General features: G+C 57.6%; 15 protein-coding genes, 1 other RNA gene and 3 pseudogenes. 15 read left to right on the plus strand and 4 right to left on the minus strand.

Annotation, left to right across the window (positions count from 1 at the left end; genetic code table 11):
* Window positions 1–49 precede the first annotated feature (49 nt).
* The 10 genes and pseudogenes from JX325_RS04835 to JX325_RS04880 all read left to right on the plus strand — a co-directional run.
* Window positions 50–457, plus strand: a pseudogene (locus JX325_RS04835) (RNA polymerase sigma factor).
* Between the two features lie 106 nt (window positions 458–563).
* Window positions 564–1,016, plus strand: coding sequence for an RNA polymerase subunit sigma-24 (locus JX325_RS04840; protein ID WP_204790044.1), 453 nt, complete (start codon window positions 564–566; stop codon window positions 1,014–1,016).
* Between the two features lie 7 nt (window positions 1,017–1,023).
* Window positions 1,024–1,485, plus strand: a complete 462-nt coding sequence (locus JX325_RS04845; protein WP_204790045.1) for a sigma-70 family RNA polymerase sigma factor — start codon at window positions 1,024–1,026, stop codon at window positions 1,483–1,485.
* 5 nt (window positions 1,486–1,490) lie between these two features.
* Window positions 1,491–1,760, plus strand: a complete 270-nt coding sequence (locus tag JX325_RS04850) for a DUF3847 domain-containing protein (RefSeq protein WP_204790046.1) — start codon at window positions 1,491–1,493, stop codon at window positions 1,758–1,760.
* A gap of 248 nt (window positions 1,761–2,008) precedes the next feature.
* Window positions 2,009–3,381: pseudogene (mobQ, locus tag JX325_RS04855) on the plus strand (MobQ family relaxase).
* Window positions 3,378–3,725, plus strand: a complete 348-nt coding sequence (locus JX325_RS04860; protein WP_204790047.1) for a cysteine-rich VLP domain-containing protein — start codon at window positions 3,378–3,380, stop codon at window positions 3,723–3,725. Before mobQ ends, JX325_RS04860 begins: the two are co-directional and overlap by 4 nt.
* Window positions 3,726–3,836: 111 nt before the next feature.
* Complete coding sequence (locus JX325_RS04865; RefSeq protein WP_307819247.1) at window positions 3,837–4,571, plus strand: replication initiator protein A; 735 nt, start codon at window positions 3,837–3,839, stop codon at window positions 4,569–4,571.
* Complete coding sequence (locus tag JX325_RS04870; protein ID WP_204790048.1) at window positions 4,568–5,425, plus strand: ATP-binding protein; 858 nt, start codon at window positions 4,568–4,570, stop codon at window positions 5,423–5,425. The genes JX325_RS04865 and JX325_RS04870 overlap by 4 nt, the downstream gene beginning before the upstream one ends.
* Before the next feature lie 257 nt (window positions 5,426–5,682).
* Complete coding sequence (locus JX325_RS04875) at window positions 5,683–7,236, plus strand: recombinase family protein (protein ID WP_374220586.1); 1,554 nt, start codon at window positions 5,683–5,685, stop codon at window positions 7,234–7,236.
* Between the two features lie 20 nt (window positions 7,237–7,256).
* Window positions 7,257–7,457: pseudogene (locus JX325_RS04880) on the plus strand (manganese catalase family protein); the annotation flags it as partial.
* A 39-nt stretch (window positions 7,458–7,496) separates the two neighbouring features.
* On the opposite strand, the gene ligA reads toward JX325_RS04880, so the two are convergent.
* From ligA to murD, 3 genes are all read right to left on the minus strand, one after another.
* The gene (gene ligA / locus JX325_RS04885; RefSeq protein ID WP_204790050.1) at window positions 7,497–9,473 is read right to left on the minus strand and encodes an NAD-dependent DNA ligase LigA; all 1,977 of its coding nucleotides are present in this window, start codon (window positions 9,471–9,473) and stop codon (window positions 7,497–7,499) included.
* Window positions 9,474–9,482: 9 nt separating this feature from the next.
* Window positions 9,483–10,175 (minus strand): sporulation protein YunB, encoded by a 693-nt coding sequence (gene yunB / locus JX325_RS04890; RefSeq protein ID WP_204790051.1) that lies wholly within the window; start codon window positions 10,173–10,175, stop codon window positions 9,483–9,485.
* A 44-nt stretch (window positions 10,176–10,219) separates the two neighbouring features.
* Complete coding sequence (gene murD / locus JX325_RS04895) at window positions 10,220–11,614, minus strand: UDP-N-acetylmuramoyl-L-alanine--D-glutamate ligase (RefSeq protein ID WP_204790052.1); 1,395 nt, start codon at window positions 11,612–11,614, stop codon at window positions 10,220–10,222.
* 148 nt (window positions 11,615–11,762) lie between these two features.
* Here murD and JX325_RS17940 point away from each other — a divergent pair, with 148 nt between their 5' ends.
* The 3 genes from JX325_RS17940 to rnpB all read left to right on the plus strand — a co-directional run bounded on the left by JX325_RS17940 (window position 11,763) and on the right by rnpB (window position 12,858).
* Entirely contained in the window at window positions 11,763–12,203 is a 441-nt protein-coding gene (locus tag JX325_RS17940; protein ID WP_243413926.1) for an alpha/beta hydrolase, read from the plus strand.
* Between the two features lie 15 nt (window positions 12,204–12,218).
* Window positions 12,219–12,458, plus strand: coding sequence for a hypothetical protein (locus tag JX325_RS17945; RefSeq protein WP_243413927.1), 240 nt, complete (start codon window positions 12,219–12,221; stop codon window positions 12,456–12,458).
* Window positions 12,459–12,491: 33 nt separating this feature from the next.
* An RNA gene (rnpB, locus tag JX325_RS04905) (RNase P RNA component class A) lies at window positions 12,492–12,858 on the plus strand.
* A 46-nt stretch (window positions 12,859–12,904) separates the two neighbouring features.
* On the opposite strand, the gene JX325_RS04910 is transcribed toward rnpB, so the two are convergent.
* On the minus strand, window positions 12,905–14,011 hold the full coding sequence (locus JX325_RS04910) for a helix-turn-helix domain-containing protein (protein ID WP_204790053.1): 1,107 nt from the start codon (window positions 14,009–14,011) through the stop codon (window positions 12,905–12,907).
* A gap of 195 nt (window positions 14,012–14,206) precedes the next feature.
* Between JX325_RS04910 and JX325_RS04915 the strand changes: the two genes are divergently transcribed.
* Entirely contained in the window at window positions 14,207–14,878 is a 672-nt protein-coding gene (locus JX325_RS04915) for a polyphosphate polymerase domain-containing protein (protein WP_204790054.1), read from the plus strand.
* A gap of 21 nt (window positions 14,879–14,899) precedes the next feature.
* Window positions 14,900–17,404 carry a CotH kinase family protein gene (locus tag JX325_RS04925; protein WP_374220587.1) on the plus strand — a complete coding sequence of 835 codons (2,505 nt, stop codon included), beginning with the start codon at window positions 14,900–14,902 and terminating at the stop codon, window positions 17,402–17,404.
* The last annotated feature ends 169 nt before the right edge of the window (window positions 17,405–17,573 follow it).

The following is a 17,573-nucleotide window of genomic DNA, read 5'->3' on the forward strand; positions in this document are numbered from 1 at the left end:
CCCCGCCCCCTCCGTTCAGCCCCTAAAAAACTGAACGGAGGAAAGGACGATGGAAATTACCATCAACTACTATGGGCAGGCTGTGTCCGTGTCGGTGGAGGTCTACGAATTTCTCACCCAGGCCGACCACAAGGCGGAGAACCTTGCCCACGAACAGAGGCGGCATTGGGACGGGTGAGACTTTGACGAGTACATAATCAGCACCGAGGGCGCTTGCCCTACTGCGCTACCCCGGAGGAATTGGTCTGCCAGCGGGAAACGCTGGATGAAATTCTGGCGGTGTTGGCACTCTGCACCGACACCCAACGGGAGCGGTTTTTGCTCTATGCGCTGTACGATTTCAGCTATGCGGAGATTGCCGAGATGCGAGATGGAGGACTGTACCAAGGCTGCTGTCCATTACAGCATTGAGGCCGTCCGCAAAAAGTTTATGAAATTCTTCAAAAAACCTACTTAACGATTGGTCTCCCAAGTGGGCTATAAGGTGAGGGGCAACACGCTCCATCACCGGGAGGGACAAGCAGTTTCGGCTGCTTGTCCCTCCTGTCATTTAGGAGGTCAAAATGAAAGTCATCAACCTACGGCTCCACTATCCCCACTGTCAGCAGGACAAGCTGGTGGAGGTCAGCGAGGAAGTCTTTGACGTGCTGTGCCAGTCCGTCAGGGAAATGCGGAACTACGAGCGCCGCAAGCGGTATCACCGGGCGTTCTACTCGCTGGACGCTTTCGACTGGACGGAGAACTATGCCCTGGAACACAGCCCGTCCCCGGAGCAGCTTGTCATGCTGGCGGAAGAACGGGCCGAGCGTGACCGGCTGGTAGCTGCCTTGCGGGAGGCTCTGGCCTACGCTACTCCCACCCAGGCCCGCCGCCTCTGTGCCTACTACCTGGGAGGGCTGACCCAGCAACAGATTGCAGACCGTGAGCGCGTCCACAACAGCAACGTGTGTCTCTCCATCCGCCGTGGCCTGTGCAATCTCCGCCGCTATTACACAGACCACCCCCAGGGGAAGTGAGGGCGGCATGGCAATCATCAATTTACGCAAGCACTATTACCCGCTCTACACAAAGGACACATTCATTGAAGTGCCGGACGAGGTTGCCGCCGTCATGGAGGAATGTCGGCTCTACGAGAACCGGCAGGAAGGCAGGAAAAGTTACTATCACGTTTACTCTATGGATTGCAGCCCCGGCATTGAAAACCACGCCATGTTCCTGGTGCAGTCCCCGGAAGATTTGATTATTCGGGAGATTGACGAGGTCGCTGAAGAACTGCTATTGGAACATCTGGCGGAGGCCATCTCCCAGCTATCCCCCACCCAGGCGCGGCGGCTCCATGCCCGGTATGCCTTGAAGAAAAAATTTCGGGAGATAGCGGCGGACGAGGGCATCAGCGGGAGTTGCGCCTGTGACAGCGTGACCGGCGCACTCAAAAAGTTGCAAAAGATTTTTGCCAAAAATGGCTGGCTGGAAAAGGAGGATTGACAGCTATGGACAAGCCCCAGGAGGAACAGCAGGTCGAGAAGAAAATCGGCCAGTTGCAGAACCGTCAGAAAATTTTGCTGAACAAAAAACGTAGCGAGGAACACCGGGCCAGGACGCACCGGCTGATTGGACGAGGGGCCATTTTGGAGGGCGTTTTCCCTGTTGTTGTGGAGATGGAGGGCGAGGAAGTCAAGGCGTTCTTGATTGCCCTCTCCCGGCTGCCGGGGGCGCAGGAGTTGGCGGGAAAAACGCCCAAAAACGAGGTTGCGGAGTAATCCCCAGTCCGAATGGCGCACTTATACACCGTGGCCGGTGTCGTGCGCCCTGCCGGGGGCTGTTGCGTCCTACGGACGCGATGGGGGCTGCGCCCCCAAACCCCTGCACCCCCGCCAGAAAGTGACACCCGCTTCGCGTCTGTCACTTTCCGGCAGGGCCAATATCCAGCACTGAAAGGAGGTGCGTTTTTACGGCAATCTTTCATTGTCCCATCCAAATCATTCAACGGAGCAAGGGCAAGTCCGCTGTGGCCGCTGCCGCCTATCGGAGCGGTCAAAAGCTGGTGAATGAGTGGGACGGCTTGACCCATGACTACACTCGCAAAGGCGGCGTTGTCCACACGGAAATCATGCTGCCTGCCCACGCTCCGCCGGAGTTTCAAGACCGCTCCACCCTCTGGAACGCCGTTGAGCAAATCGAGAAATCCAGCACCGCCCAGCTTGCCAGGGAAATTGAAGTGGCCTTGCCAGTTGAGTTGTCCAGGGCGGAGCAGCTTGCCCTTGTCCGGGCCTATGTCAAAGACAATTTCGTTGACACTGGAATGTGCGCCGACTTCGCCATCCACGATAAAGGAACCGGCAATCCCCACGCCCATATCATGCTGACAATTCGGCCCATAAAAGAAAATGGCAAGTGGGCGCGAAGTGCCGCAAGGTGTACGATCTGGACGGCCAGGGCCAGCGCATCCCTGACGGCAAAGGCGGCTGGAAAAATCATCGGGAGGACACCACCGACTGGAACCGGCGGGAGAACGCCGAGAAGTGGCGGGCGGCGTGGGCGGCTTACGCCAACCGGACGTTGGAGGCCGCAGGCAGGCCGGAGCGCATCGACCACCGCAGTTACAAAAGGCAGGGCGTTGACCTAATCCCCAGTGTCCACATGGGGCCTGCTGCCAGTCAGATGGAGCGCAGGGGCATTGCCACCGAGAAAGGCAATATCAACCGGGAAATCGCCGCCGACAACAAGCTGCTGAAAGAAATCAAAGCCCGCATCACCCGGCTTTACAACTGGAGCAAGGAGCAATCCAGCCAGCCCCCGGGCCGAGAAAGTATCATGGATTTTCTTTTCCAGGCGAGGCAGGACACCGCCCCAGCCTCCCAATATGCCAGGGTCAAGGCCCTCAAAGAAAATGTTGCGCTGTTCAATTTTTTGCAGGCAAACGGGATTTCGTCCATGCCGGAACTCTACGAAAAAGATTCCGCCATGAACGGTGATTATTATGATTTGCGCGGCAAGATTGTTAAAGCGGAGAGGCGCATTTCTGTTTTGACTGAACGGCTGGAAATGTGGGCGCAGTATCAAAAGTATAAGCCTGTCCGCCAAAAGCTGGACAAGATTGCCCCGGCCAAGCGTGAGCAATTCGAGCAGCGCCACAGCGCCGACCTTGTCCTGTTCGATACCGCCGTCCGATACCTGGACACGCTGAAAGCATCCGGCGAGGCCATCACCCCCAAGGCATGGAGGGCTGAGGCCCAAACGCTGACCACCGAGAAAGAGGCCGACTATCTGACAATGCGCTCCATGCGTGAGGACATCAAAGCGGTGGAAACTCTGAAAAAGGCCGCCGACCAGCTTGCCAGGGAGGGCCAGACCCAGCGCAGGGAGGAACAGGAGCGATGACCTATCAGCAATATCGGACTGTCCGGCGGCTGGTACATAGCTGCTGTAACTACGACCAAGGGAATTGTCTGTTGCTGGACGATGGGGAGGAATGTGTTTGCCCGCAGGCGATTTCCTTCTCGCTGATCTGCCGCTGGTTCCGGGCCGCTGTCCTGCCGCTGGACGGGGAACTGTGCGCCGCCCTGCTGCCCCAGCGTGATATGAAGATTTGCGCCGAATGCCGGGGACTATTCCGCCCCGGCTCCAACCGGGCGAAATACTGCCCCGATTGTGCGCCCATTGTCCACCGCCGACAGAAAGCCGCCAGTGAGCGGCGGCGCAGGGCATCAGGCGTGGACAAATAGAGATTTGAAACCCTTGCAAATCAAGGACTTTTGGGGCGTGGTCAATAGGGGGGGTGTATGTTATCATTCCGAACCCCCAAAACGGCCCTCTAACGGCCCACAAATCGGGAGGTGAACACGATTGCTGACTACATGACAGCGGACACCAAGCCGCTCCCATATCTGCCCTATCCCCGTTTCCTGCTGGGGGCCGAACTGACACAGACCGCCAAGGTGCTGTATGCCGTCCTGCTGGACAGGTCAAACCTCTCCCGCACCAACGGCTGGACAGACGAGGACGGAAATATTTTCGTAGTTTTTCCGCTCAATAAGCTGGCTGACATGGTGGACAAAGGCCCCTCAACCGTCAAGAATGCTTTGAACGAGTTGGAGGCGGCTGGGCTGATTGAGCGGCGGCGCTGTGGGAATGGGATGCCCAATCGTATCTATGTGAAACAGCCTGACGGCCAGGAAATTGACCGTCTGATGGACAGAAAACTGGCTGCCAGACAGCCAGGAAGTTGGCCCTCTGATAGCCAAAAAACCGGTCGTCAGATAGCCAGAAAATTGGCCCCTAATAAAATAAGTAATAGTAACTTGAAGAATAACTTGAGTGGAGTGAGTGAGAGCGCCCGCATTTTTGGCCGCTATGGAAACGTCTTTCTGACCGAGGCGGAGATTGCCGAACTGCAAGCCGACTTCCCCACCGTCTGGCAGGAGTACATTGAACGGCTGTCTGAATACATGACCTCCACTGGCAAGACCTACAAGAGCCACGCCGCCACTATCCGCCGCTGGGCCAAGGAGGACAAGCGCAAGGGTAAAGGCGTAGCTGACTATTCGTGCAAGGAGGGCGAGAGCCTATGAATGATTTTGACAGCATCATCAAGCGCATTACTGTGACCCGGCTGGAACCGGGGGACTACACCGGTGAGGACGGCCTTTTGTACTGCGGCAAGTGCCGCACCCCCAAGCAATTCCGCATGGACGCGCCGCCGTTTGAGGGGCGCTTGCTCCCCCACCCCTGCCGCTGTGAGCAGGAGAGGCTTGACCGGGAGGCAGCGGAGCAGGAGGCCCGCCGTCACCGTCAGGCCGTGGCTGATTTGAAAGGCAAGGGCTTTACTGACCCGGCTATGCGGACATGGACGTTTGCCAACGACAATGGGAAATGCCCACAGATGAAACACGCCCGCTTTGACGTTGAGAATTGGCCGACCATGCAGACCGAGAACATCGGCTATCTGCTGTGGGGAGGCGTGGGGACTGGCAAAAGCTACTTCGCCGGTTGCATCGCCAACGCTCTGATGGAGCAGGAAGTAGCCGTCCGCATGACAAACTTTGCCCTGATACTGAACGACCTGACCGCCAACTTTGAGGGCCGCAACGAGTACATAGCCCGCCTGTGCCGTGCTCCGCTGCTTATCCTGGATGACTTTGGCATGGAGCGCGGGACGGAGTACGGTTTGGAACAGGTCTACAACGTCATTGACAGCCGCTACCGCAGTCGCAGGCCGCTGATCGTCACCACCAACTTGTCCCTTCAAGACTTGCAGCACCCCCAGGACACCGCCCACGCCCGCATCTATGACCGGCTGTTGGAGGTGTGCGCCCCTATCCGTTTTTCGGGAGAGAACTTCCGCAGGGCCACCGCGCAGGACAAGCTGGCACGTCTGAAAAATCTGATGGAACCGCCCGCCCTCTCCCCTGCCGCAGATGACTAATGGACAGGCAATTTCGCATAGGTTGTTGTGAAAGGCTGGGTGATGTTATTTGCAGACACAGGAGCTATGCAAAAGCATTTTCAAAGATGGCTCCACGAAAACAACAAGAGAAAATTTCACGCACAAGCTGACCGAGTTGATCAATCAGCTGGAAAAGGAAAAACAGGCCATAGCCCAAAAATAATGTGACAAGCTGTTTTCTGTGTGCTATACTGTAAGCAGGAAACAGCTTGTCCTATCTCTAAGGAGATATGAACATGAAAGCAGCGATCTACTGCCGTTTATCCGAAGAAGATAGAAACAAGCAATTTGAAACCGACGACAGCAACAGCATCCAGAACCAAAAGGCCATGCTGCTGCAATACGCGATGGAACAGGGGTGGGAAGTTTATAACCTTTACAGTGATGATGATTACACAGGTTCAGACCGCAGGCGGCCCGAATTTAACCGCTTGCTGGAGGACGCAAAGGCCCATCGCTTTGACATCGTTCTCTGCAAGACCCAATCCCGCTTTACCCGTGAGTTGGAGTTGGTAGAGAAGTACATCCACGGCCTCTTCCCTATCTGGGGCATCCGCTTTGTCAGCATCGTGGACAATGCCGACACCGCCAACAAGGGCAACAAGAAGTCCCGTCAGATCAATGGGCTGGTGAACGAGTGGTATCTGGAGGATATGTCGGAGAACATCCGCAGCGTCCTCACCAACCGGCGGCAGAACGGTTTCCACATCGGGGCCTTTGCCCTCTACGGCTACCAAAAAGACCCCGACCAGAAAGGCCACCTGATTATCGACGAGGAGGCCGCCGCCGTTGTCCGGGAGGTATTCACCCTCTTTTCCCAGGGCTACGGCAAGACGGCCATCGCCCGGATGCTCAACGACCGGGGTATTCCCAATCCCACCGAGTACAAGCGGCTCCACGGCCTGCGCTACCAGCAGCCCAAGCGGAAAAACAGTACTCTATGGAAATACTTCGCCATCTCCGATATGCTCACCAATGAGATTTATATCGGCAATATGGTACAAGGCAAATATGGCAGTGTGTCCTATAAGACCAAGCAGAACAAGCCTCGCCCTCAAAGCGAGTGGTATCGCGTGGAGGGAACCCACGAGGCCATTATTGACCGCCCCCTCTGGAACCGGGTGCAGTCCATGATCGCGGAGCGGGCCAAGCCCTTTGACTGTGGCACTGTGGGATTGTTCGCCAGGAAAGCGATCTGCGCCAACTGCGGCTACACCATGCGCTCCTCAAAAAATCGCGGGCGGCACTACCTCCNATGCTCCAACCGCCATGTGGCAAAGGATGCCTGTATTGNCTCCTTCATTTCGGTGGAAAAGCTGGAGCGGATGGTGATTGACGAACTGAACCGGCTGGCAGCGGCGTATCTGGACAAGGACGAATTGGAGCGAAGCATTGAGTTTTGCGAAAATCTGCAAGGCCAGAAACGGCAGCTCCTGGACACCCTCTCTGCCTATGAGAAACGGATTGCCGAGTACACCAAGGGACTGCGGGACTTGTACATGGATAAGGTCAAGGGTCTGCTCAACGACAGCGACTTCTCTGCTCTCTCAAAAGNGTTTTCCGCCGAGAAATCCCGGCTGGAGCGTGTCCTGCTGGACGGTCAGCGTCAGCTTTCGGAATTGGTGGACAGGATTGCCGTGGGAGATAGCCGAAAAGCCCTGGTGGAGCGGTATGTAAACCTAGAACACTTAACACGGGAAATCGTGGAAATTCTCATCGACCACATCACTGTAGGCAAGCGCATCCCTGGCACTCGCGATGTTCCCATTGAGATACACTGGAATTTTTAGCCCCAGGTTGCACTTTCGTGATTGCACCAGAGCAAAAAGCCCGCGTAACCTACGACAACATCCTCCGCCTCTCCGACGACCCGGACGTCAGCGATGTCATCAAATTCCTCCGGGCCCGGGAAATTGTCCACTTCCAGCGCTTCGGCGAGGGTCTACGGTTAGCAAAGGACAAAATGAATGAGAAGAACGTTTACTATATGAATCCGGCTTTCGACAAGTAAAGCAACTGAGAGCGGCGGGAAACCCGCCGCTCTTTTCTGTCATTCCAGCATTTTTGCAAAGGCTTCTTCTGTTAAAACAGGGATGCCCAAGTCCTCCGCTTTTTTCAGCTTGCTGCCTGCGGCCTCCCCCGCCACTACATAGGTGGTTCGCTTAGAGACAGACCCGGCGGCTTTGCCGCCCCGCTCCTCAATCATCGCCTGTGCAGCCTTGCGGTCAAAACGGCTAAGGGTCCCGGTGAGGACAAACGTCATCCCGGCAAACCGCTCGTCCACCAGCTCCGCCGTGCTCTCCATGTTGACCCCGGCGTCTTTCAGGCGCTGGATCAAATCTTTGGCCTGAGAAGAGGACAGATAATCCACCACGCACTGAGCCGTCACGCCGCCCACATCGTCAATTTCCGTCAATTCTTCCACTCCAGCGGCACACAGGGCGTCCAGGCTGCGAAAGTGCGCGGCCAGCACCTTTGCCGCCTTTTCCCCTACCTGCCGGATACCCAGTCCGAAAATTAGCCGGGACAGATCATTGGACTTGGAACGCGCAATGGCCGCCAGCAAATTCTCCGCGGACTTCTTTCCCATCCGTTCCAGCTTTGCCACCTTCTCCGCTTCCAGGCCATAGAGGTCCGCCGGATTGGACACCATGCCGCTGTCGATGAGCTGCTGCACCACGGCGGGGCCGCAGCCGTCAATGTCCATGGCGTTCCGGCTGGCAAAGTGAGTCAGATTCCGCAGGAGCTGGGCGGGGCACTCCGCCCCGGTACAGCGAATGGCCACGCCATCCTCATCCCGGCGGACCGGCGCGCCGCAGACCGGACAGACCTCCGGGAAGCGGTAAGGCNCTGTNCCCTCCGGGCGCTTAGAGAAATCTACCTCCACCACTTCCGGTATGATCTCCCCTGCTTTCTGGACAACCACGGTATCTCCGATGCGGATGTCCTTTTCCTTGATGAGATCCTGGTTGTGCAATGTCGCGTTGGTCACGTTTGTCCCTGCTAAGCGGACAGGCGTCAACACTGCCTTCGGAGTCAGCACGCCGGTACGGCCTACTTGAATGACAATATCCAGCACTTGAGCAGGCTTTTTCTCCGGCGGATACTTAAAGGCCACCGCCCATTTTGGAAACTTCGCCGTACTGCCTAATTTTTCTCGGTCACTCAAGGAGTTAACCTTTACAACTGCGCCATCGATATCGAAGGGGTAATCCAGACGTTCATCGTTAATGCGTGCAATTTCCTCCTGACACNCCAAGGTCCCTGAAAGGGTTTTGTGGGGAATGACCCGGAACCGCTGAGAGACCAGATAATCCAGTGTCTCCTGGTGAGAGACAAATTCCTTTCCCTCCGCCAATTGCAGGTTAAAGACCTGAATGTCCAGCTTCCGCTTCGCGCAAACCTTCGGGTCCAGCTGCCGGAGGGAGCCGGCGGCAGCGTTTCGCGGATTTGCCAGCAAGGGTTTTCCCTGAATTTCCCGCTGGGCGTTCAGCTCCTCAAAGACGGCCCGAGACATATAAACCTCTCCCCGGACAATGAGCCGGGGCAGCTTGTCCGGCAGTACCATTGGAATGGAGCGGATGGTTTTCAGGTTCTCCGTCACATCCTCCCCGGTCCGCCCGTCTCCCCGGGTCGCGCCCCGGACGAAAACGCCCTCCCGGTACTCCAGCGCCACAGACAGGCCGTCCACCTTGGGTTCCAGGGAGTAGGCAGCTTCCACCCCCAGCGCCTCGTTCATCCGCTCGCAGAACTCCGCCACCTCTTCCCCGCTGAACACATCCTGCAAGCTCTCCAAGGGAACCTCATGGGTGTAGGACTCAAAGCCCTCCAGGGGCTTTCCGCCAATCCGCTGGGTGGGCGAGTCCGGGGTTACCTCCTCCGGATGCTGAAGCTCCAGCTCCTCCAGCCGGCGGTTGAGCATGTCGTATTCATAATCGCTGATGGTGGGCGCGTCCAGCACGTAGTATTTGTAGCCGTGCTCGTTCAGCGCGTCCCGCAGCTGCTTGATCTCTTCACGGTAGTCCATGTGGTCCTCCTAGTTCAGTATATAGTCCTTCGCGTCGCTTACGTAGCTCTCCGGCGTGGAGCTGAAATACGTGTAGGTGTCCGGCACGGAGCCTACGATGACGGTCTCCGCCACAGTGACGGCGTTGGAAACGGTAGTGGCTGTGGAAAATCCCGGCAGCAGAATGCTGACGGCCACATCAATGTTCAGCACAATCTGATGCTTTGTCTGGTTGATGCCCGCCGAGGTAAATTCGTTCTCAAAATTGGCGGAGGAAGAGCCCACCGACTCCATCCGCACGGAAATCCGGGGACCCCTTCCCGCCAGAAGCACGGAACCGGAGAGGCTGCCCACCGGAATGGAAAGTTCCCGGGTGGACACCTGGTCGATCCGGGCCAAAATGATATCCAGAATGTTGGATTGAAGCCGGTTGAAAGCCGCCATGTTGCTGTAGATAGCGGTAATCCGCCCTTCGTTGTCTTTTTCAAAGGTAATCAGATCGCTGTAGGTGATGTTTCCGCTGTCGATGGCCTCGTCCACCGCCTCGGAGACGATGCGGTTTACCATGTTGGAAACTCGGGTGGTGGCCAGGCTCACCAGGATGGGCCGCATCTGGGTTGTGGCGAAAATCACAGCCGCCATAGCTGCCGCCATGGCGGAAAAGGCTAGAACAGCCAGCAAATTCCGCCGTGCCATTCGCCGCCGGTAGTAGAAAAAGCCCATGCGTTACCACCTCNCGGGACACTTTATGCGCCGGAGGCTTGGTTTTATTTCAGGCTGTTCACGATCTCTTTGAAAACCCTTCCACGCTCCATAAAGTTGGCGAAACGGTCAAAGGAGGTGCTGGNGGGAGACAGGATTATCNCGTCNCCTTCCTTCGCCCGGCTCCGGGCCAGGGAGACGGCCTGATGGTAGTCTTCCGCATCCGCGATTTCCAAACCGCCGTAGTTTTCCGCCTGTTCCACTGAGGCGCGGATCACCCCGGCGGTGGCCCCGCAGAGAATCAGCAGCTTCACATGCTCGTTGACCACCGGGCCCAGGCTGCCGTAAGAGATGCCCTTGTCCTTCCCCCCGGCGATGAGGATGACCTTTTCCGGGAAGGCATTCAGTCCCGCAATGGTCCGGCTGGGACTGGAGGCGATGGAATCGTTATAGTACCGCACGCCGTCCAGCTCCCGGACCAGCTCAATCCGGTGCTCCACACCGCCGAAGTTTTTGGCAAAGTCCCGGATAATCTTGTCGGGAACCNGTCTGTCCACGGCGGCAATGGCGGCCATGTAGTTCTCCACATTGTGAACCCCGGGAAGCTTGATTTCCGCCAGAGGAAGCACCTGGCGGCGGCCGTTTTCATTGGACATCCAGATGGACTGTCCCTCTCCGGCATCGTCCGGCGCAAGATACGCCCCCCGCTCCACCGTTTCCCGGCGGCTGAAGGTGCGGAGCGTCCCCCGCTGGCGTCCGACAAAGGACCGGGTAACCTCATTGTCGGCATTAAAGACGGCAATATCGCTTGCAGACTGATGTGTAAAGATATTTTCCTTTGCAGAAATATACTCCGCATAATCCTTGTGGACATCCAGATGATTCGGCGCCAGATTGGTGACGACGGCAATATGGGGGCTTCGGGTCATGGTCATGAGCTGGAAAGAGCTCAGTTCCAGCACGGCAATGTCCTCCGCCTTCATGCCTCCGGTCTCGGACAGCAGCGGGTGGCCGATGTTCCCTCCCAGGTGGACGGTTTTTCCCGCCGCCCGGAGCAGCTCCGCAATGATGGTGGTGGTGGTGGTCTTTCCGTCGCTGCCGGTAACGGCCAGAATGGGACAGGGGCAGACCTCGAAGAAAACCTCCATCTCGCTGGTCAGCGTGCTCCCCCGCTCCACGGCGGCGTTGAGCTCCGGCAGATCCGGCCGCATTCCCGGCGTGCGGAAGATAACGTCCTCCGTCAGGTCTTTCAGGTAGTCCGGCCCCAGCCGGAGGCGGCAGCCCTTTCCCACCAGCTCCTCCGCCGGAGCGCCTAGGGTGGCCCGGTCTTTTTTATCACAGGCGGTCACCGCCACGCCCCGGGAGAGCAGCAGCTCGATCAAGGGCCGGTTGGATACGCCGATGCCGATGACGGCCACGGTTTTGTTCCGCAAAGAGGACAGATATTCCTCAAATTTCACCAAAATCGCTCCTTATCCTTCCCGCCCTCTGGCGGGGGTTTTCCAAAATCGCGTCTCTATTTTACCACGGGAATGCCGTTCCGGCAAGACTTGTCTGCGGAGGAAAATTGTGATATTCTGTCAGGCAGGAAAAGAAAGGAGATCCATGATGGAACCGCAGTTTTTTCAAATCAAAACCATTCCCGCCGCGCTCTGGGGCTTCCCCTCGGAGCGTGTGATCGTGGCCGTCCACGGGGCCCAGTCCAGCAAAACGGACGTCCCCTTCCGCCTCCTGGCAGAGGCGTTCCCGCATTGCCAGATTCTAAGCTTTGACCTGCCGGAGCACGGGGACCGAAAAGACGGCCCCATTCGCTGTAAGCCTCCTGTTTGCGTCCGGGATCTGTCCGCTGTCCTGAACTACGCCGAAAGCCGCTGGGCCAGCGTCGGCCTTTTCGCCGTCAGCATGGGGGCCTATTTCAGCCTTCTGGCCTGCCGGGAACGAAACATATGCCACGCCTGGTTTCTCTCCCCGGTGGTGGACATGGAGCGCCTGACCCGGGACATGATGGGCTGGTTCCAGATTTCCGAGACACGCCTGGAGGCGGAGTGAGAAATTCCCACCCCCATGGGCCAGACCCTCTGCTGGGACGATTACGGTTATATCCGCCGCCATCCCATTGACCGCTGGCCCTTCCCCACCGACATCCTCCGGGGCTCCGGGGACACCCTGGTGGCGGAGGAAACCGTCTTCGCCTTCACGGAACGCTTTTCCTGCCGTCTGCGGATCGCGGAGGGTGCGGAGCACTGGTTCCATACGCCGCCGGAGCTGGACGAACTGTCCCGCTGGCTCCGGGAGACGGGTTGACAAGCTGGTCCTTTGCCTGTATAATGTGCATCGCGAGGAAAACAGACAGCCGCGTGGGCAGGCCGAAAGGCCGTCCATGAGGAAAGTCCGGGCTCCACAGGGCAAGGATAACGGGTAACGCCCGCCGAAGGCGACTTCAGGAAAAGTGCAACAGAGATATACCGCTGGTTCGGTTTTCCGTTCCAGTAAGGGTGGAAAGGTGCGGTAAGAGCGCACCCATCGNCTGGGAACANTCCGATGCTNTAAACTCTATCCGGAGCAACACCGGTATGGGAGCGTCGGGGTTCGTCCCCGAAAGGCTGGCCCGGCCGCTCCCGGGGTGGCTGGAGCGCGTTGGCAACAGCGCGCCTAGATAGATGGCTGTCAAATACAGAACCCGGCTTACAGTTTTGCTCGCAATATATGAGGACCGTCCGCATGATCTGCGGACGGTCCTCTTTTATAGATTATAGGGTCTCTCCGATGACGGGCGGGTGGCTGCCCAGCCTCGCTTGAGCCCGGGCAGACTCTTCCGGTATGGTCAATAGCCGTTCCTGCAATTCCGGGGAGACGTTTTCCAGCCAAAACTGGTCGATTTCCTTGACTTGATTGTCGCCGCACCAGTCGTAGACCATGTAGGGCTTCTCCGGCCAGCGGGTGCGGACCACCACCTCGTTGTGCCCGTCCCCATCGATGTCGTCCACTACGGCGTTCAGGCAGTCTTCCACCAGCAGAACGGTTTCCCGGTCCTTCCACTCGCCGGNCTCCATGTCCCATTTTCCGGTCCAGAAGCGGAAGTTACAGAGATAAAGCAATCCTCTAGGTTCACTATAGGGGTCCGGGTAGTAGTCTTCGCTGGTGTAGTTGACCTCGTCATACCAGAACAGCCGGTCTCTCTCCACTTCAAATTGCACATCCATCATCCCGCCCAGGATAATGCTTCCTGTTGCTTCACAGGAGGAAACGGTTCCCTCATAGGTCCGCCGGTTCCAACGGCAGTCCATACGATAGGACCGCTCATCGCCATGCTCACTTTCCAATGTGATGCTGTTGAAGTCCACACCTGCCCCGCACTTCAGGCGGAGCAAGTGGCCCTGGTTTTCCACATAGAGGTAGTTCTCATTTCCCACGGTTTCCTTTAGCACGATGGTGTTGTCCAGCTGCTCACGGACGTATGTACCGCAATACCAAATGGTCCCCAAGGTCGCCGCCAGCATCAGCGCCAGGGCCAGGGCCGTTTGCCAAATATGCTTCCGCCGCTCTGACCGCATACTTTCCCGGGAAATTTCCAATAAGTTCTGCACGGGTTTTTCCTTCTCCATCGTCCGCATAGGCTCCTCCTTTATCTGTTCCATTGCCGCTTCCACTCTCCGGCAGGCCATCAGCTCCTCCACTCCCAGGCCCAGGGACTCCGCCAGGGGTTCCAGCAGCGTCACGTCCGGGTAGCTCAAAGCCCGCTCCCACTTGCTCACCGCCTTGTCCGTCACATGGACCCGGGCCGCCAATTCCTTTTGCGTCAGCCCGGCGGCTTTCCGGTTCTCCGCGATAAAATTTCCGAATTGCTGTTTGTTCATGTGCTTCACCTCCCTGTCAGTCTACACCCAACCCCGGAAAAAAAGCAACCGACCAGCGGTAGAATCCGGCAAATCCCGCCTGTTTTAATCGGTTCAGGCCCCAGAAAAAATTTTTCCCATATTTCCATTTTTAAGGTTGAACTAAGAAAGCCGCTGTATGATGCCCCCATCCTGTTGAACGAAAGGAGTTCCAGCATGAAACCTCGGCACGAGTGGAAGCACGAGATCACCGCCGCCGACCGCCTGATCCTTGCCTCCCGCCTTTCCGCCGTGGCCCGGCGGGACAGCCACGGGCAGAACGGCCGCTACGAGATACGGAGCCTGTATTTCGACGACCCCAAGGACACGGCCCTGCGGGAGAAAATCGACGGCGTGTCCCGGCGGGAGAAATTCCGAATACGGTATTACAGCGGCGACGCCTCCTACATCTGCCTGGAGAAAAAGGTTAAGCGGGACGGCCTGTGCGGCAAGCGCTCCGTCCTTCTAAGCGCCCAGGAGGTCCGGTCCCTACTGGAGGGAGACCTGGACTGGATGCCCGGCGGCGGAAGGCCGCTGATTCAANAGCTCTATTGGAAAATGAAATCCAACGGCCTCCGGCCCAAGACGATTGTGGACTACACCCGGGACGCTTTCGTCTTCCCCGCCGGGAACGTGCGGGTCACCCTGGATTACAACATCCGCACCGGACTGGGGTCCACGGACTTCCTGAATCCCGCCGCCGTCACCGTCCCCGCCGGGGACGCCCCTTCCATTCTGGAAGTAAAGTGGGACGAATTCCTCCCGGATATCATTCGGGAAGCGGTGCAGCTTCCCGGACGGCACACCTGCGCCTTTTCCAAATACGCGGTCTGCCGCGTTTACGGATAATCAAGAAAGGAACGATTCATTATGACTTTTCAGGACATCTTTAAATCCAGCTTTCTGGAGAACGTCACCAGCGTCAGTCTCCTGGACATGAGCCTGGCTCTGGTCCTGGCTTTCGGCCTGGGCCTGTTCATCTTCCTGGTTTACAAGAAGACCTTCACCGGGGTCATGTACTCCTCCGGCTTCGGCGTGACCCTGGTGGCCCTGACCATGATTACCACCATGGTTATCCTGGCGGTTACCAGCAATGTGGTGCTGTCCCTGGGCATGGTGGGCGCGCTGTCCATCGTCCGCTTCCGCACCGCCATCAAAGAGCCCCTGGACATTGCCTTCCTCTTCTGGTCCATTGCCGTGGGCATCGTTCTGGCGGCGGGGCTGATTCCGCTGGCGGTCTTCGGCAGTATGGTCNTTGGGTTCATGCTGCTGGTATTCGTCAACCGGAAATCCCGCTGTGATCCCTACATCGCCGTGCTTCAGTGCGACGGGCGGGAGAGTGNAACCCGGGCGGCGGACTTCCTCCGGCAGNACACCCGCCGCTGTGTGGTAAAAAGCAAGACGGTTCAGAAGGACGCGGTGGAGCTGAATTTGGAGATCCGCCTGAAGGACGGCAACACCGGCTTTATCAACGCCCTGGCGGACCTCCCCGGCGTCCGCAGCGCGGTGCTGGTAAGCTACANNNGAGATTACATGGGTTACAGGAGGTCCTCCATGTCAACCCACAAATACGTAGNTGAACTCTGTGCCGCCGCCCTGGTCCTCTGCCTGCTGCTTACATTCGGGTTCATGAACGGCGAAGACCTGGGCATCCGGCCCGCCGCGTCGGTTATGGGCTATGAGACCCGGCTTTTCGATACGGAGCAAGTCCACACCATTGACATCGTTATGGATGACTGGGACGGGTTCCTGGAGACCTGTGAGAACGAGGAATACGCCCAGTGCGCGGTCGTCATCGACGGCGAAGCCTATCAAAACACCGCCATCCGGGCCAAGGGAAACACCTCTCTCACCATGGTTTCCTCCATGGACAGCGACCGCTACAGCTTCAAGCTGGAGTTCGACCACTACGACAGCGGCAGGACCTACTACGGCCTGGATAAGCTGAGCCTGAACAACATCATTCAGGACACCACCTATATGAAGGACTACCTTACCTATCAAATGATGGGAGCCTTCGGTGTGGACGCGCCCCTTTGCAGCTATGTCTACGTCACAGTGAACGGCCAGGATTGGGGGCTGTACCTGGCGGTAGAGGGCGTGGAGGACGGCTTCCTCCGGCGGAATTACGGCAGTGACTCCGGCGAGCTCTATAAGCCGGACAGCATGAGCTTTGGCGGAGGCCGGGGCAACGGCCGGGAATTTGATATGAAGAATGTTATGGACTTTAGCGAAAACGGTGCCTTCTCCTCTCCGCCCGAGGCTCAGCCATTCGATAGCACGCAGAATACTTCCGAAAGCGAACGCCATCGCGGCGGTGGTCCCAGCGGCGGCATGGGCAGCGACGACGTAAAGCTCCGGTACATTGACGACGACCCGGACAGCTACTCCAACATCTTCCAAAACGCCAAAACGGACATCACCAAGGCGGATCAGGCCCGGCTGATCGCCTCCTTGAAAGCCCTCAGCGAGGGAGAGAGTCTGGAGGGCGTTCTGGATATCGACGAGGTCCTCCGCTATTTTGTGGTCCACAATTTTGTTCGCAACGGCGACAGCTACACCGGATCTATGGTTCACAATTACTATCTTTACGAAGAAGAGGGCCGTCTCTCTATGATTCCCTGGGACTATAACCTGGCCTACGGCACCTTCCAGGGCGGAGACGCAGGCAGCGAGGTTAACGCCCCCATTGACACGCCTGTATCCGGCGGCGACAGCCGTCCCATGGTCGATTGGATTTTTGATAGTCAGGAGTATACCGCGCTGTACCACCAATACTTTCAAGAATTTCTAGAGACTGTGGATATCGCCGGATTGATCGATACCGCGGCGGAGCTGATTGCGCCCTATGTAGAAAAAGACCCCACCCGGTTTTATACCTATGAGGAGTTTGAAACCGGCGTGGAAACCCTCCGCACTTTCTGCCGCCTCCGGGCAGAGAGCATTGCTGGACAACTGGCGGGAACCATCCCCTCCACGGAGGACGGCCAGGCGGCGGACGCTTCCGCCCTGGTAGACGCGTCCTCTATCACGCTCTCTGATATGGGCACCATGGACCGGGGCGGCTTTGGCGGAGGGGAACGGCCCTCCCCTCCCGGCGGCAGTCCGGAACAACCGAACGCACAGCCTCCTGCGGAAGGGCCTCCCGGCCAATCGCAGGAACCCCCAGCCATACCGGCAATGGAAGCCCAATCCGTAGAAATCCTCCGGCAAGGTTCGCCGGGGCGGCCTGGAGGCGGCTTCCCCGGCGGAGAATTTCCGGGTGAAGGGCCCGCTTCCCTCAGTGTAGGCGCCCTGCTCGCAATCGCGGCATCCCTAGCCGCTCTTCTAGTAGGAATTTGTGCCGCCCTCCTCTACCGGCGCAGGAAAGGATGAAAAAGGACCGCTGTCCCTGTGGACGGCGGTCCCTTCTAGATTGCATATTTTAAGCAAAACAAATTTTTTGTTTAATATGGGAGTCTTAAAGTGGGTAATGTCATTAAGCTAGCCGCGAAGAAAGAAACGGCAGAAGGCAATGGGATTCCGAAGGAAATCCAGAAGGAAC

This window comes from Oscillibacter sp. CU971 (assembly GCF_905219725.1).
In the GTDB taxonomy this organism is placed as follows: Bacteria; Bacillota; Clostridia; order Oscillospirales; family Oscillospiraceae; genus Oscillibacter.